18 protein-coding genes are annotated in these 18,072 nt (G+C 68.2%); 13 read left to right on the top strand and 5 right to left on the bottom strand.

What is annotated here, in order from left to right:
• Nucleotides 1–16: 16 nt before the first annotated feature.
• The 8 genes from VQ042_RS04265 (at nt 17) to VQ042_RS04235 (ending at nt 6,326) form a co-directional block, all read left to right on the top strand.
• A complete protein-coding gene (locus tag VQ042_RS04265) occupies nt 17–952 on the top strand; it encodes an AAA family ATPase (RefSeq protein WP_331815927.1) in 936 nt (311 codons plus the stop codon).
• Nucleotides 953–956: 4 nt separating this feature from the next.
• Nucleotides 957–2,264, top strand: coding sequence for a vWA domain-containing protein (locus tag VQ042_RS04260; RefSeq protein WP_331815925.1), 1,308 nt, complete (start codon nt 957–959; stop codon nt 2,262–2,264).
• Between the two features lie 54 nt (nt 2,265–2,318).
• Entirely contained in the window at nt 2,319–2,648 is a 330-nt protein-coding gene (locus tag VQ042_RS04255) for an XdhC family protein (RefSeq protein WP_331815923.1), read from the top strand.
• Nucleotides 2,648–3,364, top strand: coding sequence for an XdhC family protein (locus VQ042_RS04250; RefSeq protein ID WP_331815921.1), 717 nt, complete (start codon nt 2,648–2,650; stop codon nt 3,362–3,364). The genes VQ042_RS04255 and VQ042_RS04250 overlap by 1 nt, the downstream gene beginning before the upstream one ends.
• Nucleotides 3,361–4,815: an NTP transferase domain-containing protein gene (locus VQ042_RS04245; RefSeq protein WP_442880025.1), complete on the top strand. Its 1,455-nt coding sequence runs from the start codon at nt 3,361–3,363 to the stop codon at nt 4,813–4,815. Before VQ042_RS04250 ends, VQ042_RS04245 begins: the two co-directional genes overlap by 4 nt.
• Nucleotides 4,767–5,069, top strand: coding sequence for a nucleotidyltransferase family protein (locus VQ042_RS25925; RefSeq protein ID WP_442880024.1), 303 nt, complete (start codon nt 4,767–4,769; stop codon nt 5,067–5,069). The genes VQ042_RS04245 and VQ042_RS25925 overlap by 49 nt, the downstream gene beginning before the upstream one ends.
• 110 nt (nt 5,070–5,179) lie before the next feature.
• Nucleotides 5,180–5,908: an SDR family NAD(P)-dependent oxidoreductase gene (locus VQ042_RS04240; RefSeq protein ID WP_331815919.1), complete on the top strand. Its 729-nt coding sequence runs from the start codon at nt 5,180–5,182 to the stop codon at nt 5,906–5,908.
• A 136-nt stretch (nt 5,909–6,044) separates the two neighbouring features.
• Nucleotides 6,045–6,326 carry an usg protein gene (locus VQ042_RS04235; protein ID WP_331815917.1) on the top strand — a complete coding sequence of 94 codons (282 nt, stop codon included), beginning with the start codon at nt 6,045–6,047 and terminating at the stop codon, nt 6,324–6,326.
• A gap of 33 nt (nt 6,327–6,359) precedes the next feature.
• Here the strand turns inward: VQ042_RS04235 and VQ042_RS04230 are convergent, their stop codons facing one another.
• The 5 genes from VQ042_RS04230 to phaC all read right to left on the bottom strand — a co-directional run bounded on the left by VQ042_RS04230 (nt 6,360) and on the right by phaC (nt 11,802).
• On the bottom strand, nt 6,360–7,376 hold the full coding sequence (locus VQ042_RS04230) for an endonuclease/exonuclease/phosphatase family protein (RefSeq protein WP_331815915.1): 1,017 nt from the start codon (nt 7,374–7,376) through the stop codon (nt 6,360–6,362).
• Between the two features lie 127 nt (nt 7,377–7,503).
• Entirely contained in the window at nt 7,504–8,271 is a 768-nt protein-coding gene (gene radC, locus VQ042_RS04225) for a RadC family protein (protein WP_331815913.1), read from the bottom strand.
• A 10-nt stretch (nt 8,272–8,281) separates the two neighbouring features.
• Nucleotides 8,282–9,133, bottom strand: a complete 852-nt coding sequence (gene map, locus VQ042_RS04220) for a type I methionyl aminopeptidase (protein ID WP_331815911.1) — start codon at nt 9,131–9,133, stop codon at nt 8,282–8,284.
• Nucleotides 9,130–9,852 (bottom strand): DNA/RNA nuclease SfsA, encoded by a 723-nt coding sequence (sfsA, locus tag VQ042_RS04215; RefSeq protein ID WP_331815909.1) that lies wholly within the window; start codon nt 9,850–9,852, stop codon nt 9,130–9,132. Before sfsA ends, map begins: the two co-directional genes overlap by 4 nt.
• A gap of 111 nt (nt 9,853–9,963) precedes the next feature.
• Nucleotides 9,964–11,802, bottom strand: coding sequence for a class I poly(R)-hydroxyalkanoic acid synthase (phaC, locus tag VQ042_RS04210; RefSeq protein ID WP_331815907.1), 1,839 nt, complete (start codon nt 11,800–11,802; stop codon nt 9,964–9,966).
• Nucleotides 11,803–11,940: 138 nt separating this feature from the next.
• On the opposite strand from phaC, the gene VQ042_RS04205 reads away from it, so the two are divergent.
• The 5 genes from VQ042_RS04205 (at nt 11,941) to recJ (ending at nt 18,024) form a co-directional block, all read left to right on the top strand.
• Nucleotides 11,941–12,417, top strand: a complete 477-nt coding sequence (locus VQ042_RS04205) for a hypothetical protein (RefSeq protein WP_331815906.1) — start codon at nt 11,941–11,943, stop codon at nt 12,415–12,417.
• A 56-nt stretch (nt 12,418–12,473) separates the two neighbouring features.
• The gene (locus tag VQ042_RS04200; protein WP_331815905.1) at nt 12,474–13,691 is read left to right on the top strand and encodes an LL-diaminopimelate aminotransferase; all 1,218 of its coding nucleotides are present in this window, start codon (nt 12,474–12,476) and stop codon (nt 13,689–13,691) included.
• A gap of 46 nt (nt 13,692–13,737) precedes the next feature.
• Nucleotides 13,738–15,042 carry a homoserine dehydrogenase gene (locus VQ042_RS04195; protein WP_331815904.1) on the top strand — a complete coding sequence of 435 codons (1,305 nt, stop codon included), beginning with the start codon at nt 13,738–13,740 and terminating at the stop codon, nt 15,040–15,042.
• Between the two features lie 145 nt (nt 15,043–15,187).
• The gene (glpX, locus tag VQ042_RS04190) at nt 15,188–16,177 is read left to right on the top strand and encodes a class II fructose-bisphosphatase (RefSeq protein WP_331815903.1); all 990 of its coding nucleotides are present in this window, start codon (nt 15,188–15,190) and stop codon (nt 16,175–16,177) included.
• Between the two features lie 53 nt (nt 16,178–16,230).
• Nucleotides 16,231–18,024, top strand: a complete 1,794-nt coding sequence (recJ, locus tag VQ042_RS04185; protein WP_331815901.1) for a single-stranded-DNA-specific exonuclease RecJ — start codon at nt 16,231–16,233, stop codon at nt 18,022–18,024.
• The last annotated feature ends 48 nt before the right edge of the window (nt 18,025–18,072 follow it).

Genomic DNA, 18,072 nt, shown 5'->3' with positions numbered 1-18,072 from the left:
GGCTCGGCGACGCACCATGCGTGAAGGAAGCGACGTGACACACTCATTGCCGGCATCGATCGACGAGACCGAAGCGCTGCTCGACAGCCAGAACTACGTGGCCGACCGGTCACTGGCGACGGTGCTGTTCCTGGCGCTGAAAATGGGACGGCCGCTGTTCCTGGAAGGCGAGGCCGGCGTCGGCAAGACCGAGATCGCCAAGGTGCTGGCCGCCGCGCTCGACCGGCCGCTGATCCGCCTGCAGTGCTACGAGGGGCTGGACGTCTCCTCGGCGCTCTACGAGTGGAACTACGCGGCGCAGATGATCGAGATTCGCCTGCGCGAAGCCTCCGGCGACACGTCGCGGGACGCGACGCGGTCGGAGATCTTTTCGGAGCGCTTCCTCATCCGGCGGCCGATCCTGCAGGCGCTGGAGGGCGAGCCGGGCCGCCCGCCGGTGCTGTTGATCGACGAGCTCGACAGGACCGACGAGGCCTTCGAAGCGTTCCTGCTCGAGATCCTGTCCGACAACCAGGTGACCATTCCCGAGCTCGGCACGATCCGCGCGGCCGAGCCGCCGATCGTCATCATCACCACCAACCGGACCCGCGAGATCCACGACGCCCTGAAGCGCCGCTGCCTCTATCACTGGGTCGATTACCCCGCCTCGGACCGCGAACTCGACATCGTGCGCCGCAAGGCGCCGCGCGCCAATGCCGAGCTGGCGGCCGAACTCGTCGCCTTCGTGCAACGTCTGCGCGGCATCGACCTGTTCAAGGCGCCCGGCGTCGCCGAGACGATCGACTGGGCCAACGCGCTGACCGAGCTGAACGCCATCGCCCTCGATCCGGCGCATGTCTCCGACACGCTTGGCGTTCTCTTGAAATACCAGGACGACATCCAGCGCATGGAGCGGGGCGAAAGCCGCGAGATCCTGACCGAGGTGAAGCGCGACCTGGCAAGGGCGTCCTAGCGCTATGGCCGCGGCAGATCCGGCCGAGCGCAGGGCGTCTGGCGAACCGGCGACCGCCGATCCGGCCACGGCAGATCCGGCCACGGCAGACCCGGAAGGCCGGCTGGCCGACAACATCGCCTATTTCGCCCGGGCCCTGCGCAAGGCCGGGCTGAAGCTCGGTCCCTCCGCCACGCTGCACGCCATCGCCGCCGTAAAGGCGGCCGGCCTGTCCTCGCGCGACGATTTCTACTGGACCCTCCATGCGGTTCTGGTGTCGCGGCGTGAGGATCATGCGGTCTTCAGCGAGGCGTTCCGGCTGTTCTGGCGATCGCGCGAACTCATCGAGAAGATGATCGCGATGTTCTCGCCCACCGCGCCGCCGCGCCCGTCGACGCCCGAGAAGAAGCGGGCCGGCGAGGACCGCGCCGCCGAGGCGATGTTCGAGGGCGCGCAGGAGCGGGTGACGAAGCAGGAGCGGCCGGAGATCGAGATCGACGCCAGCCTGACCGTCTCCGGCAACGAGGTGCTGCGCCAGAAGGATTTCGCCCAGATGAGCGTCGCCGAGATCGCGGAGGCCAAGCGGGCGATCGCCGCGCTGCGCCTGCCGGCGGACCGGGTGAAGACGCGGCGTTTCCGCAGCGATCCGCGCGGCGCCAGGATCGATCCGCGGGCGATGATGCGCGCCTCGATGCGCACCGGCGGCGACCTCGTCCTGCCGAAGTTCCGCTCGCCCCGCGAGGTGCATCCGTCACTCGTGGTGCTCGCCGACATCTCGGGCTCGATGAGTCAGTACACCCGGATCTTCCTGCATTTCCTGCATGCGCTGACCGAGCAGCGGCGGGGCGTGCACACCTTCCTGTTCGGGACCCGGCTGACCAACGTCACCCGGCAGATGCGCCACAAGGACCCCGACGAGGCGCTGGCCGACTGCGCCGGCGCCGTGCGCGACTGGTCCGGCGGGACGCGGATCGGCGAGGCGCTGGCCGACTTCAACCGGATCTGGTCGCGCCGGGTGCTGACGCAGGGGGCCGTGACGATCCTGATTACTGACGGGCTGGAGCGCGACAGCGTCGACGATCTCTCGAAACAGATGGAGCGACTGCATAAATCCAGCCGGCGGCTGATATGGTTGAACCCGCTCCTGCGGTTCGACGGCTTTTCGGCCCGGGCGAAGGGGGTGCGCGCCATGCTTCCGCATGTCGACGAGTTCCGGTCGGTGCATTCTCTGGAGGCGATGAGCGCGCTCTGTGCGGCGCTGTCGGAAGGTGGTGACCGCAACACCGATCCGCGCCGCTGGATCGCCGCCGCCGATCGCGCGGCCGCTGCTTGAGGTCTCGTCGGGCAAAGGTGGCAGGCACCTGGACTGGTTTGAAGGAAGACGCAGATGAGCCAGACGCAACCCGATTTCGACGTCCTGAAGACCGCGGAGACCTGGGCGGGCGAGGGACGCAGCCTCGCCCTTGCCACCGTCGTCGAGACCTGGGGCTCGGCCCCGCGTCCGACCGGCAGCCATCTGGTCATCGATGCCGACGGCAATTTCGAGGGCTCGGTTTCGGGCGGCTGCGTCGAGGGGGCGGTCGTCGCCGAGGCCGTCGACGTGATCGAGGCGGGCGAACCGCGCATGCTGGAATTCGGTGTCGCCGACGAGACCGCATGGCGCGTCGGCCTCTCCTGCGGCGGCCGGATCCGGGTCTATGTGGAACGGGTGAACTGATGGACCGCGCGCTTCTGTCCGCCCTCAATGCCGAGCGCGGTGAGCGGCGGGCCGCCGTCGTCGTCACCGACCTTGCCAGCGGTGCCCAGCGGCTGGTGCGCGAGACGGAAGTGGGCGCCGATCCGCTGGCCGAAGAGGTCGGCCGGGCGATCCGGTCGGGCAAGTCGGGGATCGTCCAGACCGGAGAGGGCGAGGCGTTTCTCAACGCGCATCTGCCGCCGGCGCGCCTGGTGGTGATCGGTGCCGTCCATATCAGCCAGGCGCTGGCGCCGATCGCCCGGCTGGCCGGATACGACATCGAGATCATCGATCCGCGCACCGCCTTCGCCACGCCAGAGCGCTTCCCCGACGTGGCGCTGCACGCCGAATGGCCGGAGGATGTCCTGAAGGTGCGCCCGCTGGACGCCTATACGGCGCTCTGCGTCATCACCCATGATCCGAAGATCGACGATTTTCCGCTGATCGCGGCGTTGAAGGCGGGCTGCTTCTACATCGGCGCGCTCGGCAGCCGGAAGACCCATGCCAAGCGGGTGGACCGACTGGTCGAGGCGGGCATCGCACCGCATCTGATCGAACGGATCGAGGCGCCGATCGGCGCAGACATAGGCGCCGCGACGCCTGGCGAGATCGCCGTCGCCATCATGGCCTCGGTGGTCGAGGCCTTCCGCAAGCGCAAGATGTTCGCCGACCGTCGGGGCGAGACCGAGGCGGCATGATCTTCGGGGAGGTCGCCGTTGCCGATGCCGAGGGCACGATCTTGGCCCATTCCAAGGCGCTCGGCCGTGATCGGCTGAAAAAGGGTACGCGGCTGACCGGCGCGGATGTGGCGCGGCTGCAAGGCGCCGGTGTCGAGGCCGTCGTTGCGGCGCGGCTCGAGCCGGGCGATCTGAGCGAGGACGAGGCCGCCGCCGCGATCGGCGCGGCGCTGGGCGGCGCGCATGTGCGGGTCGGGGCGGCGGGAACGGGCCGCGTCAATCTCTTCGCCGAGGCGGCGGGGCTGTTCCTACCCGATCGCGGGGTCGTCGACCACCTGAACGCGATCGATCCCGGCATCACCCTCGCCACCCTGGCGGAGCATGCGCCCGTGACGGCCGGCCAGATGGTCGCGACGGTGAAGATCATCCCGCTCGCCGTGCCGGGCGCGGCCGTCGACGCGGTGACGCGGCTCTTGGCCGGCCGTCCGGCCTTCCGGCTCGCGCCCTTTGCGGCAAAGCGCGTGGCGTTGATCCAGACCGAACTGCCGGGCGTCAAGGCGAGCGTCCTCGACAAGACCCGCCGCGTGACGCAGGCGCGACTGGCGCTGTCCGGCTCGACGATCACCGAGGAGATCCGTTGCCAGCACGACACCGCTGCCCTCCAGGCGGCGTTGGCGCAGGCGAAGGGGGTCGACATCACGCTGGTCTTCGGCGCGTCGGCGGTCATCGATGTCGGCGACGTGATTCCTGCCGCCCTCGTGGCGGCCGGCGGCCAGGTCGACCATCTCGGCATGCCGGTCGATCCGGGCAATCTGCTGCTGCTCGGCCGGCTGGAGGGAAGCCCGGTGCTGGGAGCGCCCGGTTGCGCGCGCAGTCCGAAGGAAAACGGATTCGACTGGGTTTTGTATCGCCTGCTGGCCGATCTTCCCGTGTCGGGCGAGGACATTCGCGGCATGGGCGTCGGCGGGCTGCTGACGGAGATCGCGTCACGGCCGCAGCCGCGCGAGGCACTGCCGAAGGAAAGCGAGACGCAATCGCAGGATGACGCCGCCGTGGACGTGGTGATCCTGGCCGCGGGACGGTCCCGCCGCATGGGCGGACCGAACAAGCTGCTGGCGACCTTTGACGGCGTGCCGCTGGTGCGGCGCTCGGCCGAGACCGCGCTGGCCTCGGGCGCCCGGCAGGTGCGGGTGGTCGTCGGCCACATGCGCGAGAAAATCGTCGCGGCGCTCTCCGGTCTCGACGTCGCGATCGTCGACAACGACGATTTTGCGGAGGGCCTTTCCACCTCGTTGCGCGCCGGCTTTGCCGCATCCGCCGCGGCGGGGGCCGNGACAACGACGATTTTGCGGAGGGCCTTTCCACCTCGTTGCGCGCCGGCTTTGCCGCATCCGCCGCGGCGGGGGCCGCCGGCGTGCTCGTCATGCTGGCCGACCAGCCGCTGTTGGGCCCGGAGCATCTCGACGGGATGATCGCCGCCTTCGCCAATGCCGGTGACGGCGCGATCGTGGCCGCCTCGGACGGCGGCCAGCGGCGCAACCCGGTGCTGATCGCCACGTCCTACGCCGACGAGATCGCGGCGATCACCGGAGATGTCGGCGCGCAATCGCTCATCGCCGCCCATCCCGGGGCTCTGGTGTCGGTGGAGATCGGGTCGGCGGCGAGCGTCGACGTCGACACGCCCGAGGCGATGCGCGCGGCCGGCGGAGCGATCGTCACCGGCTGATCATCGGCAAGCGAAGGACTGCCCGGCGCGCCATCGCGTCGCAGTTGATTGCCTGGTCTCCGGCCGCATCTGGCGGGGCTCGACGCAATCACGGAAGGGCCAACTCGAACATGGGCAGATATCTCATCTATGGCGGCAATGGCGGCGTCAGCGAGGCAATCGCCCGGCGCCTGGCGAAGGCCGGACACGAACTCGTCCTCGCCGGTCGCAATACGGACGCGCTGGAGGCCCTGGCGGGCGAGATCGGCGCGCAATCGGTGGCCTGCGACGTTCTCGACGACAGCTCCGTGGCGGCGACCGCGGAAGCGGCGGGTGAGATCCTGGACGGGCTGGTCTACGCCGTCGGCTCGATCAATCTGAAGCCCTTCGCCAAGCTCAAGGCAAACGACTTCCTCAACGATTTCAACCTGAACGCGCTCGGCGCTGCGAAAGCGATTCAGGCGTCGCTGCCGGCGCTGCAGAAGGCGCCGGAGGGCGCAAGCGTCCTCCTCTTCTCCACAGTGGCGGTGGACCAGGGCTTTCCGGCCCATGCATCGATCGCCATGGCGAAGGGCGCGGTGGTCGGCCTGACTCGCTCGCTCGCCGCCGAACTTGCGCCGCAGATCCGCGTCAACGCCATCGCGCCGTCGCTGCTCGACACGCCGCTCGGCCAGCGCGTCGTCGCCAACGACAAGATGGCCGAGGCGGTCGCCAAGATGCATCCGATGCCGCGGCTTGGCCGGCCGGACGACATCGCCGCCATGGGCGAATTGCTGCTGACGGACGCCGGCTCCTGGATCACCGGGCAGGTCATCGGCATCGATGGCGGCCGGTCGACGCTGCGGGTGGGCCGCAGCTGAGCCGGGCAGGGCGAGCCGTCAAGCAGCCTTCACCAATGCGCGACGGGCTTGCGCGTCGTTAACGGCTCGTTAACGATGCAGGCAGAGCATCAAGGTTGCCGGTCCATTCCGGCCGGCACAGCCATGGAGCGTGCCGATGCGTAGCCGCGACGTCGATCCCCAATTCGAAGCCATGCTCAGGGGCTTCGGCCTGACCACGGCCGAAGTGCTCTACCGCATGCCCGATCATCCGGATTTCCTGCAGAGCTTTTCCTGGCAGTTCGAGGACATGGCGCCAACCTATCCGCGGCTGAAGCGGTTCCTCGACCATTGGGAGCGCGAGATCGAGGCGGCGATCCATTCCGTCCGGGTCATGCATGCCGGGCTCATCCGGCCGCGCGAGATCCGGCTGGTCAAGGATGGCGGCCATCTGCACTGAGACCGTGGCGTCGGCTGGCCGGGCCCGGTCGGTTCAGGCGGGATCGTATTTGAAGGCGACCCGCACCACTCCGTGATCGCTGGTTCCCTGCGCGTGCTTGGGATCGTAGTGCAGATGGTCGTTGGCGATGTCGAGGCCGTCGAAGGCCCAGACCCGATTGCGCCTGTTGTCGTAGAGCTCGCGGCTGACCAGGATCTGGTCGAGGGATTTGAAATTGTTGTTGAAGATGTGCGTGTAGTAGACGTCGCGCGTGGAGCGGTATTCCTGCAGCGTCTGCGCGGTGTACAGGTCCGTGTCGCCGCCGCCGCGGCCTTCTCCCACCAGAAAGCGCGGCTGGCCCGTCAGGATGTTCATCGTGTTGGACAGGGTGCCGTCATTGACGTCGCCCAGCACGATGACCGGCGTGTCGTTGCCCTTCATCTGGTCCGTCAGCATGTAGCGCAGCGCCGTTGCCTCGGCGGTTCTGCGAATGGTCGACAGCGCCCCGCCGATCGCTTCGCTGTGCCGGGAATGCTCGTCCCGCTCGTACCAGGGCTCCCTGAAGATCTGGGTCGGCCCCTTCGACTTGAAGTGACAGACATAGACATGGATCGGGGCGGCCCACCCGGACGGGCGCATCTGGAAATGCAGGACGGGCCTGGAAAAGCTCGAGAGTTCGACGGCGATGCGCTCCGTCTGGGGATCGTCGCCGCCGCTGGCCAGGACCAGCCCTTCGGGAAAGTCGCGGATCCATTCCGGTTCACCGACCAGCATTTCCCTGCGGATCGCGGCCGCGCAGACGATCCTGCCGCCGGCATGATCCTCGGGGACGAGTGTGACGTAGTCGTTCGCCAGACCGGCCGTTGCGAGGGCGCGGTCGAGGGAGGCGCCGTGCCAGAGTTCCTGGAACGCCCAAATATCGGCGGGGAGCATCGCCATCATCGTGCTGGTGAAGGCAATCTTGCGATCGTATTCCTCCTGCGACCAGCCGTCCCGGCCGTACATCGCAAGGCCCGGCTCGTTCAGGTTTCGCAGGTTGAACGTTGCGATCGTGAAGCGCTCGGTCGGCATGGTCGATTCTCACCCCCGGCTGAGATGACGCAAGGGAATTTGGCCGCAGTGGTGTGACAAAGGAAAGTCTGCAGCTTTGGCGAGCACTCTTCGGGATCGTGGTCTGCATGCGCGACCGCAGCGATCCTCAGATCAGGCGCAGGCCCTTCAGGCTGGCGTGGCCGTTCTTGCCGATGATGATGTGGTCGTGGACCGCAATGCCGAGCGGCTTGGCCGTATCGATGATGGTGCGGGTCATCTCGATATCCGCGCGCGACGGGGTCGGATCGCCGGACGGATGGTTGTGGACGAGGATGATGGCCGTCGCCGACAGTTCCGGCCCGCGCTTGACCACCTCGCGGGGATAGACCGGCGTGTGGTCGACGGTGCCTGTGCCCTGCACCTCGTCGGCGATCAGGGCGTTCTTCTTGTCGAGGAACAGGATGCGGAACTGCTCGCGCGTCTCGTACGCCATGGCCGCCTTGCAATAATCGAGCACCGCCGACCAGGAGGACAGGATCTCGCGCCGCCGGACCGCCGAGCGCATGGCCCGCTGGTTGATCGCCGCGACGATGGCGATGTCGCGTGCCACGCTCTCCTTGACGCCGGGCACTTCGACCAGCCGGCGGGGCGGAGCGTTCAGCACCTCGGCGAGCGAGCCGAAGCGCGCGATCAGCGCCTTGGCGATCGGCTTGACGTCACGTCGCGGGATGGTGCGGAAGAGGACGAGTTCGAGAAGTTCGTAGTCGGCCAGGGCCTCGGCGCCGGCCTCGGCAAAGCGCGTGCGCAACCGGTCGCGATGGCCCAGATGGTGTTCGGCTTGCGTCGCCGGCTGGCTCTTCCGCCGCGCGCCGGGCGACCCGGCCTCCTGAAGACCCGTCGGGCCCGGTTCGTCGTCGGAGGCCGCTCCGGTCATCGTCCCGCGTCTACCCGGCCACTGGGACCGGGTGTTCGACCGTCAGGCCCGGCGTGTCGAGCCCGCCCGGCGACAGGGTGAACACCTCGCAGCCGGTCTCGGTGACGCCGACCGTGTGCTCGTACTGGGCCGACAGCGACCGGTCGCGGGTCACTGCGGTCCAGCCGTCCGAGAGGATCTTCACATGCGGGCGCCCGATATTGATCATCGGCTCGATGGTGAAGATCATGCCGGGGCGCATCTCCGCGCCTTCGCCGCGGCGGCCGTAATGCAGGATGTTCGGCGCGTCGTGGAAGAGCTTGCCGACGCCGTGGCCGCAGAAATCACGGACGACCGAGCAGCGCTCGCCCTCGGCATAGGTCTGGATGGCCTCGCCGATGTCGCCGATATGGACGCCCGGCCGGACCGCCTCGATGCCGATCATCAGCGAGCGATAGGTGACGTCGCAGAGCCGCTCGGCGGCGCGCTTGACCCGGCCGACCAGGTACATGCGCGAGGAATCGCCATGCCAGCCATCGACGATGAAGGTGACGTCGATATTGACGATGTCGCCTTCCTTGAGCGGCTTGTCGTTGGGAATGCCGTGACAGACCACATGGTTGATCGAGGTGCAGACGCTCCTGGTGTAGCCGCGGTAGTTGAGGGTGGCGGGCACCGCGTTGTTGGCGACGGCGAAGTCCATGACATAGCGGTCGATCGCGTCGGTGGTGACGCCCGGCTCGACCATGCCGGCGAGCCCGTCGAGGCAGCGGGCCGTCAACTGGCAGGCCTTGCGCATGCCCGCGAAGGCGGCTTCGTCGTAGAGACGGATCGCACCCGTATTGCGGGTCGGATTCGCTTCGGCTTCGAGATAGGTGGTCATGGCTGGCGCGCGCTGTCGACGATCGGGAGGATGGTCGTGGGACGGATATCGGACAGATTGATGTCGCACCGAACGGCATGGGCTTCAACCCCTCGTTCGCGGGCGAGTGCGAATGCCGCGGCATAGGCGGGATCGAGATCGGCGGCGAAGGAGACCCGGTCGCAGTCGCCGCGCTGGACGACGTAGAGCATCATGGCCCTGTCGCCGGCCGCCACCCGGTCGCCCAGTTCGGCGAGATGGCGGGCACCGCGCGTCGTCACGCAGTCGGGAAACTCGGCCAGACCCGGCTCGCGCATCAGGTGGACGTTCTTGACCTCCACATAGATCGGCTGTCCGTCCGGCGCGGCATAGAGCAGGTCGACGCGGGACTGGCGGCCATATTTCACCTCGCGCCGTCCGATGCCGAGACCGGCCAGCGGCGGTACCAGCCCGGCGGCGACGGCTTCCTCGGCCAGCCGGTTGGGTAAAGCGGTGTTGATGCCCACCAGCGCGCCGTCGGCCTCGACGATCTCCAGCGTCATCGCAAGCTTGCGGTTGGGGTTGGACGAGCGCGACAGCCAGACCCGCGAACCCTCGGCCTTGAGCCCCATCATCGCGCCGGGATTGGGACAATGGACGGTGACTGGCGCGCTCTCACCGTCGATCACGACATCGGCGAGGAAGCGCTTGTAGCGCATGACGAGCCGCGCCGGCACGAGCTTGGAGGGGAAGGTGACCATGGCTGCCGATAGCGGGGGCGAGCGGCCGGCGTCAATGCGGCGACCGGGCGTTGATCGGGCAGGGAGCCGTTCCGCCAACCGGTGAGCAATGGTCTTGCCGGGTGTCGGTGCTCAGGCCTTGACCTTCACGTAGCTGCCCGGCGCGTCCTCGATCGGCTTCAGCTTGCGGCCGCCGGGCTTGCGCGCCTTGACCTTGTTGCCGGAGAGCGGTGCTATCCATTCCTGCCAGTGGGGCCACCAGGAGCCGGGCGTCTCCTTCGCCGCCACCAGCCAGTCCTCGTAGGTGCCGGCCTCCTTCGGGGCGGGCCCCGTCCAGTACTGGTACTTGTTCTTCTCCGGCGGATTGACGACGCCGGCGATATGGCCCGAACCCGACAGGACGTATGTCACCTGCGAGCCGAAGGCGCGGGAGCCCTGGAACACGCTGCGGGCCGGGGCGATGTGGTCTTCCCTGGTCGCCAGATTGTAGATCGGGATGTCGACCTTCGACAGGTCCAGCTGCACGCCCGCGATCTCCATCTCGCCGCGCGACAGCCGGTTCTCCAGATAGCAGTTGCGCAGGTAGAACAGGTGGTTCGCCTTCGGCATGCGGGTGGAATCGGCGTTCCAGTAGAGCAGGTCGAAGGGCAGCGGCTCCTTGCCGCGCAGGTAGTTGTTGACGAAATAGGGCCAGATCAGGTCGCCCGAGCGCAACAGGTTGAAGGCCGTCGCCATCTGCGCACCCTCCAGATAGCCCTTCTTCTCCATGGCGCGCTCCAGGGTCTGGAGTTGTGCCTCGTCGACGAAGACCTTCAGGTCGCCGGCATAGGTGAAGTCGATCTGGGTGGTCAGGAAGGTGGTGGAGGCGATGCGCTCGTCGCCGGTCGCCTTCAGATAGGCCAGGGACGCGCCGAGCAGCGTGCCGCCGACGCAATAGCCGATCGTGTTGACTTCCTTCTGGCCGGTGGCCGCCTCGACCGTGTCGAGGCCGAAGACGATGCCCTCCTGGATATAGTCGTGCCAGTCCTTCATCGCCTGCCGGTCGTCCGGATTGACCCAGGAAATGACGAAGACCGTGTGGCCCTGGCCGACCAGCCAGTTGATGAACGATTTCTCCGGCTTCAGGTCGAGGATGTAGAACTTGTTGATCCAGGGCGGCACGATCAGCAGGGGGCGCTTGAACACCGTCGCGGTCTGCGGCGCGTACTGGATGATCTGGCAGATGTCGTTCTGGGCGACGACCTTGCCCGGCGTCAGCGCCATGTCGCGGCCGACCTGGAAGGTCGAGGAATCGGACTGGCGCAAGCGCAGCATGCCGCCGCCCGCCTTCATGTCCTCGGCGAACATCTTCATGCCGCGCACCAGGTTCTCGCCGTTGCAGGCCAGCGTCTCGCGGTAGAGCTCGGGATTGGTCAGGACGAAGTTCGACGGCGACAGCGCGTTCTCCACCTGCTTGAGGTAGAATTCTGCCTTGTGGCGCGTGTGCGGGTCGAGGCCCTCCGTGCGCTCCAGGAGGTCGTCGGCCCAGCGCGTCGTCAGGATGTAGACCTGCTTGACGAAGTCGAAGAACAGGTGCTCGGACCATTGCTTGTCGGCAAAGCGCTTGTCGCCCTTGGGCGGCTCCACGGGATCCACCGGCGCCTCGCCGGCCATTCGCCGGATCGAATTGTTCCAGACGTTCATGTAGTTGGTGAATAGCGAAGTCTGCGCCTCGATCGCCCGCGTCGGGTCCGTCAGCCAGTATTCGGAGACCTTCGACAGGGTCTGCACGATCTCGCCCATCGAGACGGGGGTGTCCTCGACCATCTCGCCGCGTTCGCGCGGGCCGACCCAGGCGGAGGCCGCCTTGCCGATCTCTTCCAGCACATGCGCCATGTTGCGGGCAAAGGCTTCGGGGTCCTTGACGACGAAGTCGGACGTGGGGTCGGCGCGGTCCTGTGGTGGGGCGTCGATCGGCTGCTTGGTCGTCATTGCGGCATCCTCCCATGCGGTGCGGGCGTGCTGGTTCCCAGTCTGGACCCGAGGTGCCCGGCCATTGTGTCGACGAACGCGTCCCGCCACAATCGGGCACCGCAGCTTTGTCAAAGCCCGGCCTCTAGGATATGAGGTGTGACGCAGTTTCAAGAAGGCCTTATGGCTATGCTCCCGCTTTCCGTTATCCGCCCGTTCGCGATCGTCCTGGCGCTGCTGCCGGTGGCAGCCTGCCAGTCGGACGACACGTCCATTGGCGCCCTCCGGCTGGCCGCCTCGCCGGACGTACCGAGTTCGCAGCGCGCGGACGCGGACGGCTATCCGCTGCTGGGCGCCTATCCGGGCAAGGCGGCGGCGCAGCTTACCGATGCCGAGGTACAGGCCGAGCAGGCCCGCCTCGCCGCGGCCGCCAGCCAACATGCCGGCGCTGCGGCGGCGCCGAGCGGCTTTGCCGGGAAGATCCAACGCGCCGAGTCGGTTCGCCAGCAGCAGGCCGCCGAGGTGGAGGCGGTGCTCGCCACCCAGCCAAGCCCGCGCGACGCATCCGGAAACCGGCCGACGCGCACCGTTCCGACGCCCGAGGAAGTCCTGCGCCAGATCGAGGCCGGGCAGTAACAGCCCTGCGGCCGACCCAATCCTGCGACCGGCCTTCGCGCCGAGGATCATGCACCATGGAAGAATTCCACAAAATCCGCCGGCTTCCGCCCTATGTCTTCGAGGAGGTCAACCGCCTGAAGGCCGCGGCCCGCGCCGGCGGTGCCGACATCGTCGATCTGGGTATGGGCAACCCCGACCTGCCGACGCCGAAATTCATCGTCGATAAGCTGTGCGAGGCGATCCGCGACCCGCGCACCCACCGCTATTCGGCCTCCAAGGGCATTGCCGGGCTGCGCAAGGCGCAGGCGGCCTATTACGCCCGTCGCTTCGACGTGAAGCTCGACCCCAATACGCAGGTCGTGGCGACGCTCGGCTCGAAGGAAGGCTTCGCCAACATGGCGCAGGCGATCACCGCGCCCGGCGACGTGGTGCTGTGTCCCAACCCGACCTATCCGATCCACGCCTTCGGCTTCATCATGTCGGGCGGCACCATCCGCGCGATCCCCGCCAGGCCGGACGCCGACTTCCTCGTCGCGATCGACCGGGCCGTGCGCTATTCGATCCCCAAGCCGATCGCCATCATTCTCAACTATCCGGCCAATCCGACGGCCTTCGAGGCCGATCTCGACTTCTATCGCGAGATCGTCGCCTTCGCGCGCAAGCACGAGATCGTCGTCCTGTCGGACCTGGCCTATGCGGAGATCTTCTTCGACGGCTCGCCGCCGCCCTCGATCCTCGAGGTGGAGGGGGCCATCGACGTGGCCGTGGAGTTCACCTCCATGTCGAAGACCTTCTCCATGCCGGGCTGGCGCATGGGCTTTGCTGTCGGCAACGAACGGCTGCTGGCCGCCCTGGCGCGGGTGAAGTCCTATCTCGACTATGGCGCCTTCACGCCGATCCAGGTCGCCGCGACCGCCGCGCTGAACGCCGGCGACGAGGCCATCGAGGAGGTGCGCACCATCTATCGCCGCCGCCGCGACGTGCTGGTCGATTCGTTCGGCCGGGCCGGCTGGGACGTTCCGTCGCCGTCCTCGACCATGTTCGCCTGGGCGCCGCTGCCCGAGGCCTACCGCCACATGGGCTCGCTGGAATTCTCCAAGCTGCTGATCGAGAAGGCCGATGTCGCCGTAGCACCGGGGATCGGCTTCGGCGAGCATGGCGACAGCCATGTGCGCATCGCGCTGGTGGAGAACGAGCATCGCATCCGCCAGGCGGCCCGCAACATCAAGCGCTTCCTTGCCTCCGGCGCCGAAGCCGGGCAGAAGGTCGTGGCCATCGGCGCCGGGACCTGACCTGGCCGGCGCCGGCCAATTCGACGCAAACATCGACAGGGACGTCATGAACAGCCCATTGCGGCTCGGCATCGCCGGGCTTGGAACGGTCGGCGCGAGCCTTGCCCGGCTGATCGAGACCAAGGCCGAGACACTGGCCGACAAGGCCGGTCGCCCGATCCGCGCCACCGCCGTCTGTGCCCGCGACCGCAGCCGCGATCGCGGCTTCGACAGTGCCGGGCTCGCCTGGTTCGACGATCCGGTGAAGCTGGCGAGCGAAGCCGAGATCGACGTCTTCGTCGAACTGATCGGCGGCTCGGACGGCCCGGCGCTGGATTCGGTGAAGGCGGCGCTCAATCGCGGCCTTCCGGTGGTGACCGCCAACAAGGCGCTCCTGGCCCATCACGGCGTGACGCTGGCCCGCCTGGCAGCCCGCAAGAAGACCGAGATCCTGTTCGAGGCGGCGGTCGCCGGCGGCATTCCGATCGTCAAGACCATGCGCGAGGCGCTGGTCGGCAACGATGTCAGCCGCGTCTACGGCATCCTCAACGGCACCTGCAACTACATGCTGACGCGCATGGAGAAGGAGGGGATCGCCTTCGACGCGTGCCTCGCCGATGCCCAGCGCCTCGGCTATGCCGAGGCCGACCCGACCTTCGACATCGGCGGCTTCGATGCCGCCCACAAGCTGACGATCCTGACCTCGCTCGCCTTCGGCTGCGAACTGGACCTGGAATCGGTGTTCATCGAGGGCATCGAGGCGGTGACCAACGACGACATCGCGGCGGCGGCCGAGCTCGGCTATCGCATCAAGCTTCTCGCCGTCGCCATGCGCACCGACACCGGCATCGAGCAGCGCGTCCATCCGGCGATGATCCCGGCCGATTCCGCCCTGGCGCGGGTCGACGGCGTGACCAACGCGGTGGCAGTCGACACCGACCTTCTCGGCTCGATCCTGCTGGCCGGCCCAGGCGCGGGCGGCGACGCGACCGCTTCGGCGGTGCTGTCGGACATCATGGACGTGGCCGGCGGCGATCTGCGCCCGACCCTCGGCATGCCGGCGGCGAAGCTCGCTCCGTACAAGCGCGCCCGCATGCGCGCCCATGAGGGCGGCTACTATATCCGCCTGTCGGTGCTCGACCGGGTCGGCGCCTTCGCCTCGATCGCGCGGCGCATGGCCGAGAGCAAGATTTCGCTGGAATCGATCGTCCAGCGCCGGCGCGACGAGGCCGGCGATTCGGCCATCGCGCCGGTCGTGCTGGTCACCCACGAGACCACCGAGGCGGCCGTCCGCAAGGCGCTGGAGCTGGTGTCGAAGGACGGGCACCTGGAAGGCGAGCCGAAGATGATCCGCATCGAGGCACTGGACTGATCACGGCAACTGGCGGACAGGGCGGTTTCTCCGGCGCCGCGGCCAGTGACATTGTGTTTTCGCACATCCGGGTCATATCAGACCTGGAAGCCCGGCGCTGACACGATTCGGGCGGCGGGGATGGGACGAGGGGGAGAGACGCGCGATGACCAGGGCACTCGACGAGACCGGCACGCTGGACCGGATCTTGACGCTCGAAATCGCGCGGGTCACCGAGAGGGCCGCCGTCGCCGCGGCGCATCTGCGCGGACGCGGTGACGAGAAGGCCGCCGACCAGGCCGCCGTCGACGCGATGCGCTCGGAGCTCAACACCCTGGCCATCCAGGGCGTCATCGTCATCGGCGAAGGCGAGCGCGACGAGGCCCCGATGCTGTTCATCGGCGAGGAGGTCGGCACCGGCGAGGGGCCGTCCGTCGACATCGCGCTGGATCCGCTCGAGGGCCGCACGGTCTGCGCCAAGAACCTGCCCAACTCGCTGGCGGTCATCGCCATGACCGGGCGTGGCAGCCTCCTGAACGCGCCGGACGTCTACATGGAGAAGATCGCTGTCGGACCGGGCTATCCGGAGGGCGTGGTCGATCTCGCCCAGCCGCCGGAAGCCAATCTCCAGGCGCTGGCAAAGGCCAAGGGCGTGGCGGTCTCCGAGATCACCGCCTGCATCCTCGACCGGCCGCGGCATGCGCCGCTGATCGAGGCGGTGCGTGAGGCGGGAGCCGCCATCCGCCTGATCGGCGACGGCGACATTGCCGGGGTGATCCACACCACCGATCCGGAGCAGACCGGCATCGACATCTATATGGGCATCGGCGGCGCGCCCGAGGGTGTCCTGGCCGCCGCGGCCCTGCGCTGTACCGGAGGCCAGATCCAGGGACGCCTGCAGCTTAACACCAACGACAAGCGCGCCCGCGCCGAGAAGATGGGGATTTCCGACCCGTACCGGATCTATTCCACCGACGAGATGGCGTCGGGCGACGTGATCTTTGCCGCGACCGGCGTGACCGACGGCAATCTCCTCGATGGCGTGCGCTTCTACAGCGACCGCATCGTCACCCACACGCTGCTGATGCGCTCGCGCTCGCGCACCGTGCGCGAGATGCGCGCCTATCACCACGACAAGTCCAAATTTCATCTGTGAGCGAAGCCGGGGACGGCCTTGCGCGTCCCCCGAAGCACCGCCACAACGCATCCATGGCCGCACCCTTGCGCACATTCCTCGACGTCGATCGCTCGATCGGCGGTCGCCGCTGGCTGAACGCGCTGGACGATCGGGCCGAAGGCGCCGCCCTGAAGATGTCGCAGTCATTGGGCCTGCCCGACATCGTCAGCCGGGTCCTGGCCGCGCGGGGCGTGGCGGAGGCCGAGGCGACGGGGTTCCTGGATCCGCGCATCCGCGACCTGATGCCAGATCCCTCGCGCCTGACCGACATGGACGCGGCCGCGGCGCGCCTGGCCGACGCCATCGGGCGGCGCGAGAGGATGGCGATCTTCGGCGACTATGACGTCGACGGCGCGGCGTCATCGGCGCTGCTGTGGCGCTACCTGAAGCATTTCGGCATCGACGCCGCGATCCGCATTCCCGACCGGATCACCGAAGGCTACGGCCCGAACCCCGCCGCGATGCGCGAACTGGCGGCGGACGGGGCGACGCTCATCGTGGCCGTCGACTGCGGCACCGGCAGCTTCGAGGCGATTGCTGCGGCCCGCGACGAGGGCGTCGACGTGGTGGTCCTCGATCATCACCAGACCGGCCCTGAGCTTCCCGATGCCAATGTGCTGGTCAATCCGAACCGCCAGGACGATCTCTCCGGCCTCGGTCATCTGTGCGCGGCCGGCGTCGTGTTCATGACGCTGGTCGCGGTGTCGCGCGAGTTGCGCCGGCGGGGAATGCCCCAGGCAAAGCTGCCGGACGTTTTCGGGCTGCTCGACCTGGTGGCGCTGGCGACGGTGTGCGACGTCGTTCCGCTGGTCGGTCTCAACCGCGCCTTCGTCGTGCAGGGGCTGAAGGTGGCCCATGCCCAGCGCAATGGCGGGCTGGCGGCGCTGGGACGGATCGCGCGCCTGTCAGGACCGATGGAGACCCACCATTTCGGTTTCCTACTCGGGCCGCGGATCAATGCCGGCGGCCGGATCGGCGACGCCGCCCTCGGCAGCCGGCTGTTGTGCCTGGACGACGACGCGACCTGCGACGAGATCGCCGCGCGCCTCAGCGCCCTCAACGAGGAACGCCAGGCGATGGAACAGACCATGCTGGCGGAGGCGGATGCCGAGGTTGCCGCCGAGATCGGCGCAGGCGAGGGACCGGCCGTGCTGGTCGTCGGCTCCGCCACGTGGCATCCGGGCATTGTCGGTCTGATCTCGGCGCGGCTGAAGGAGCGCTACCGCCGCCCGGCCTTTGCCATCGCCTTCGACGGGTCGGGACGCGGTACCGGGTCCGGACGCTCGATCGGCGGGTTCGATCTCGGCCGGCTGGTGCGCGAGGCGGTGACGGTCGGGCTGCTGGAAAAGGGCGGCGGGCATGCGATGGCCGCCGGCGTGACGATCCGCAAGGAACGGCTCGGCGATTTCCGCGGCTTCCTGGAGGAGCGCGCGGCCGCCGCCGTCACGGCGCTGCGCGAAGGCGACTCCCTCAAGGTGGACGGCACCGTCAGTGCGGCGGGCCTGACGCCCGACCTCTATGCCACGATCATGCGGGCCGGGCCCTTCGGCTCGGGCCACGCCGCGCCGATCTTCGCGCTGGCTCGGCACCGGGTCGATTCCTCCTCCATCGTCGGCAACGGCCATGTGCGGGCGACCCTGCGCGGGGCCGACGGGGCGCGCGTGTCGGCCATCGCCTTCAAGTCGGCGGAAACCGAGATCGGCCAGCGGCTGCTCAATTCCCGCGACCGCCCGGTGCATGCCGTCGGGACCCTGTCGCTCGACCGCTTCCGCGGCCGCGAGGAGGTGCGTTTCCGGCTGATCGATTTCGCCGAAGCGTTCGACTGAACCCGCCGAAAGACCCGCCGTTTGCTTGAGTGTCTGGCGAAATCGGCT

This window comes from Aurantimonas sp. A2-1-M11, assembly GCF_036549475.1.
Taxonomy (GTDB): domain Bacteria; phylum Pseudomonadota; class Alphaproteobacteria; order Rhizobiales; family Rhizobiaceae; genus Aurantimonas.
This window is presented reverse-complemented; position numbering and strand designations above follow the sequence as displayed.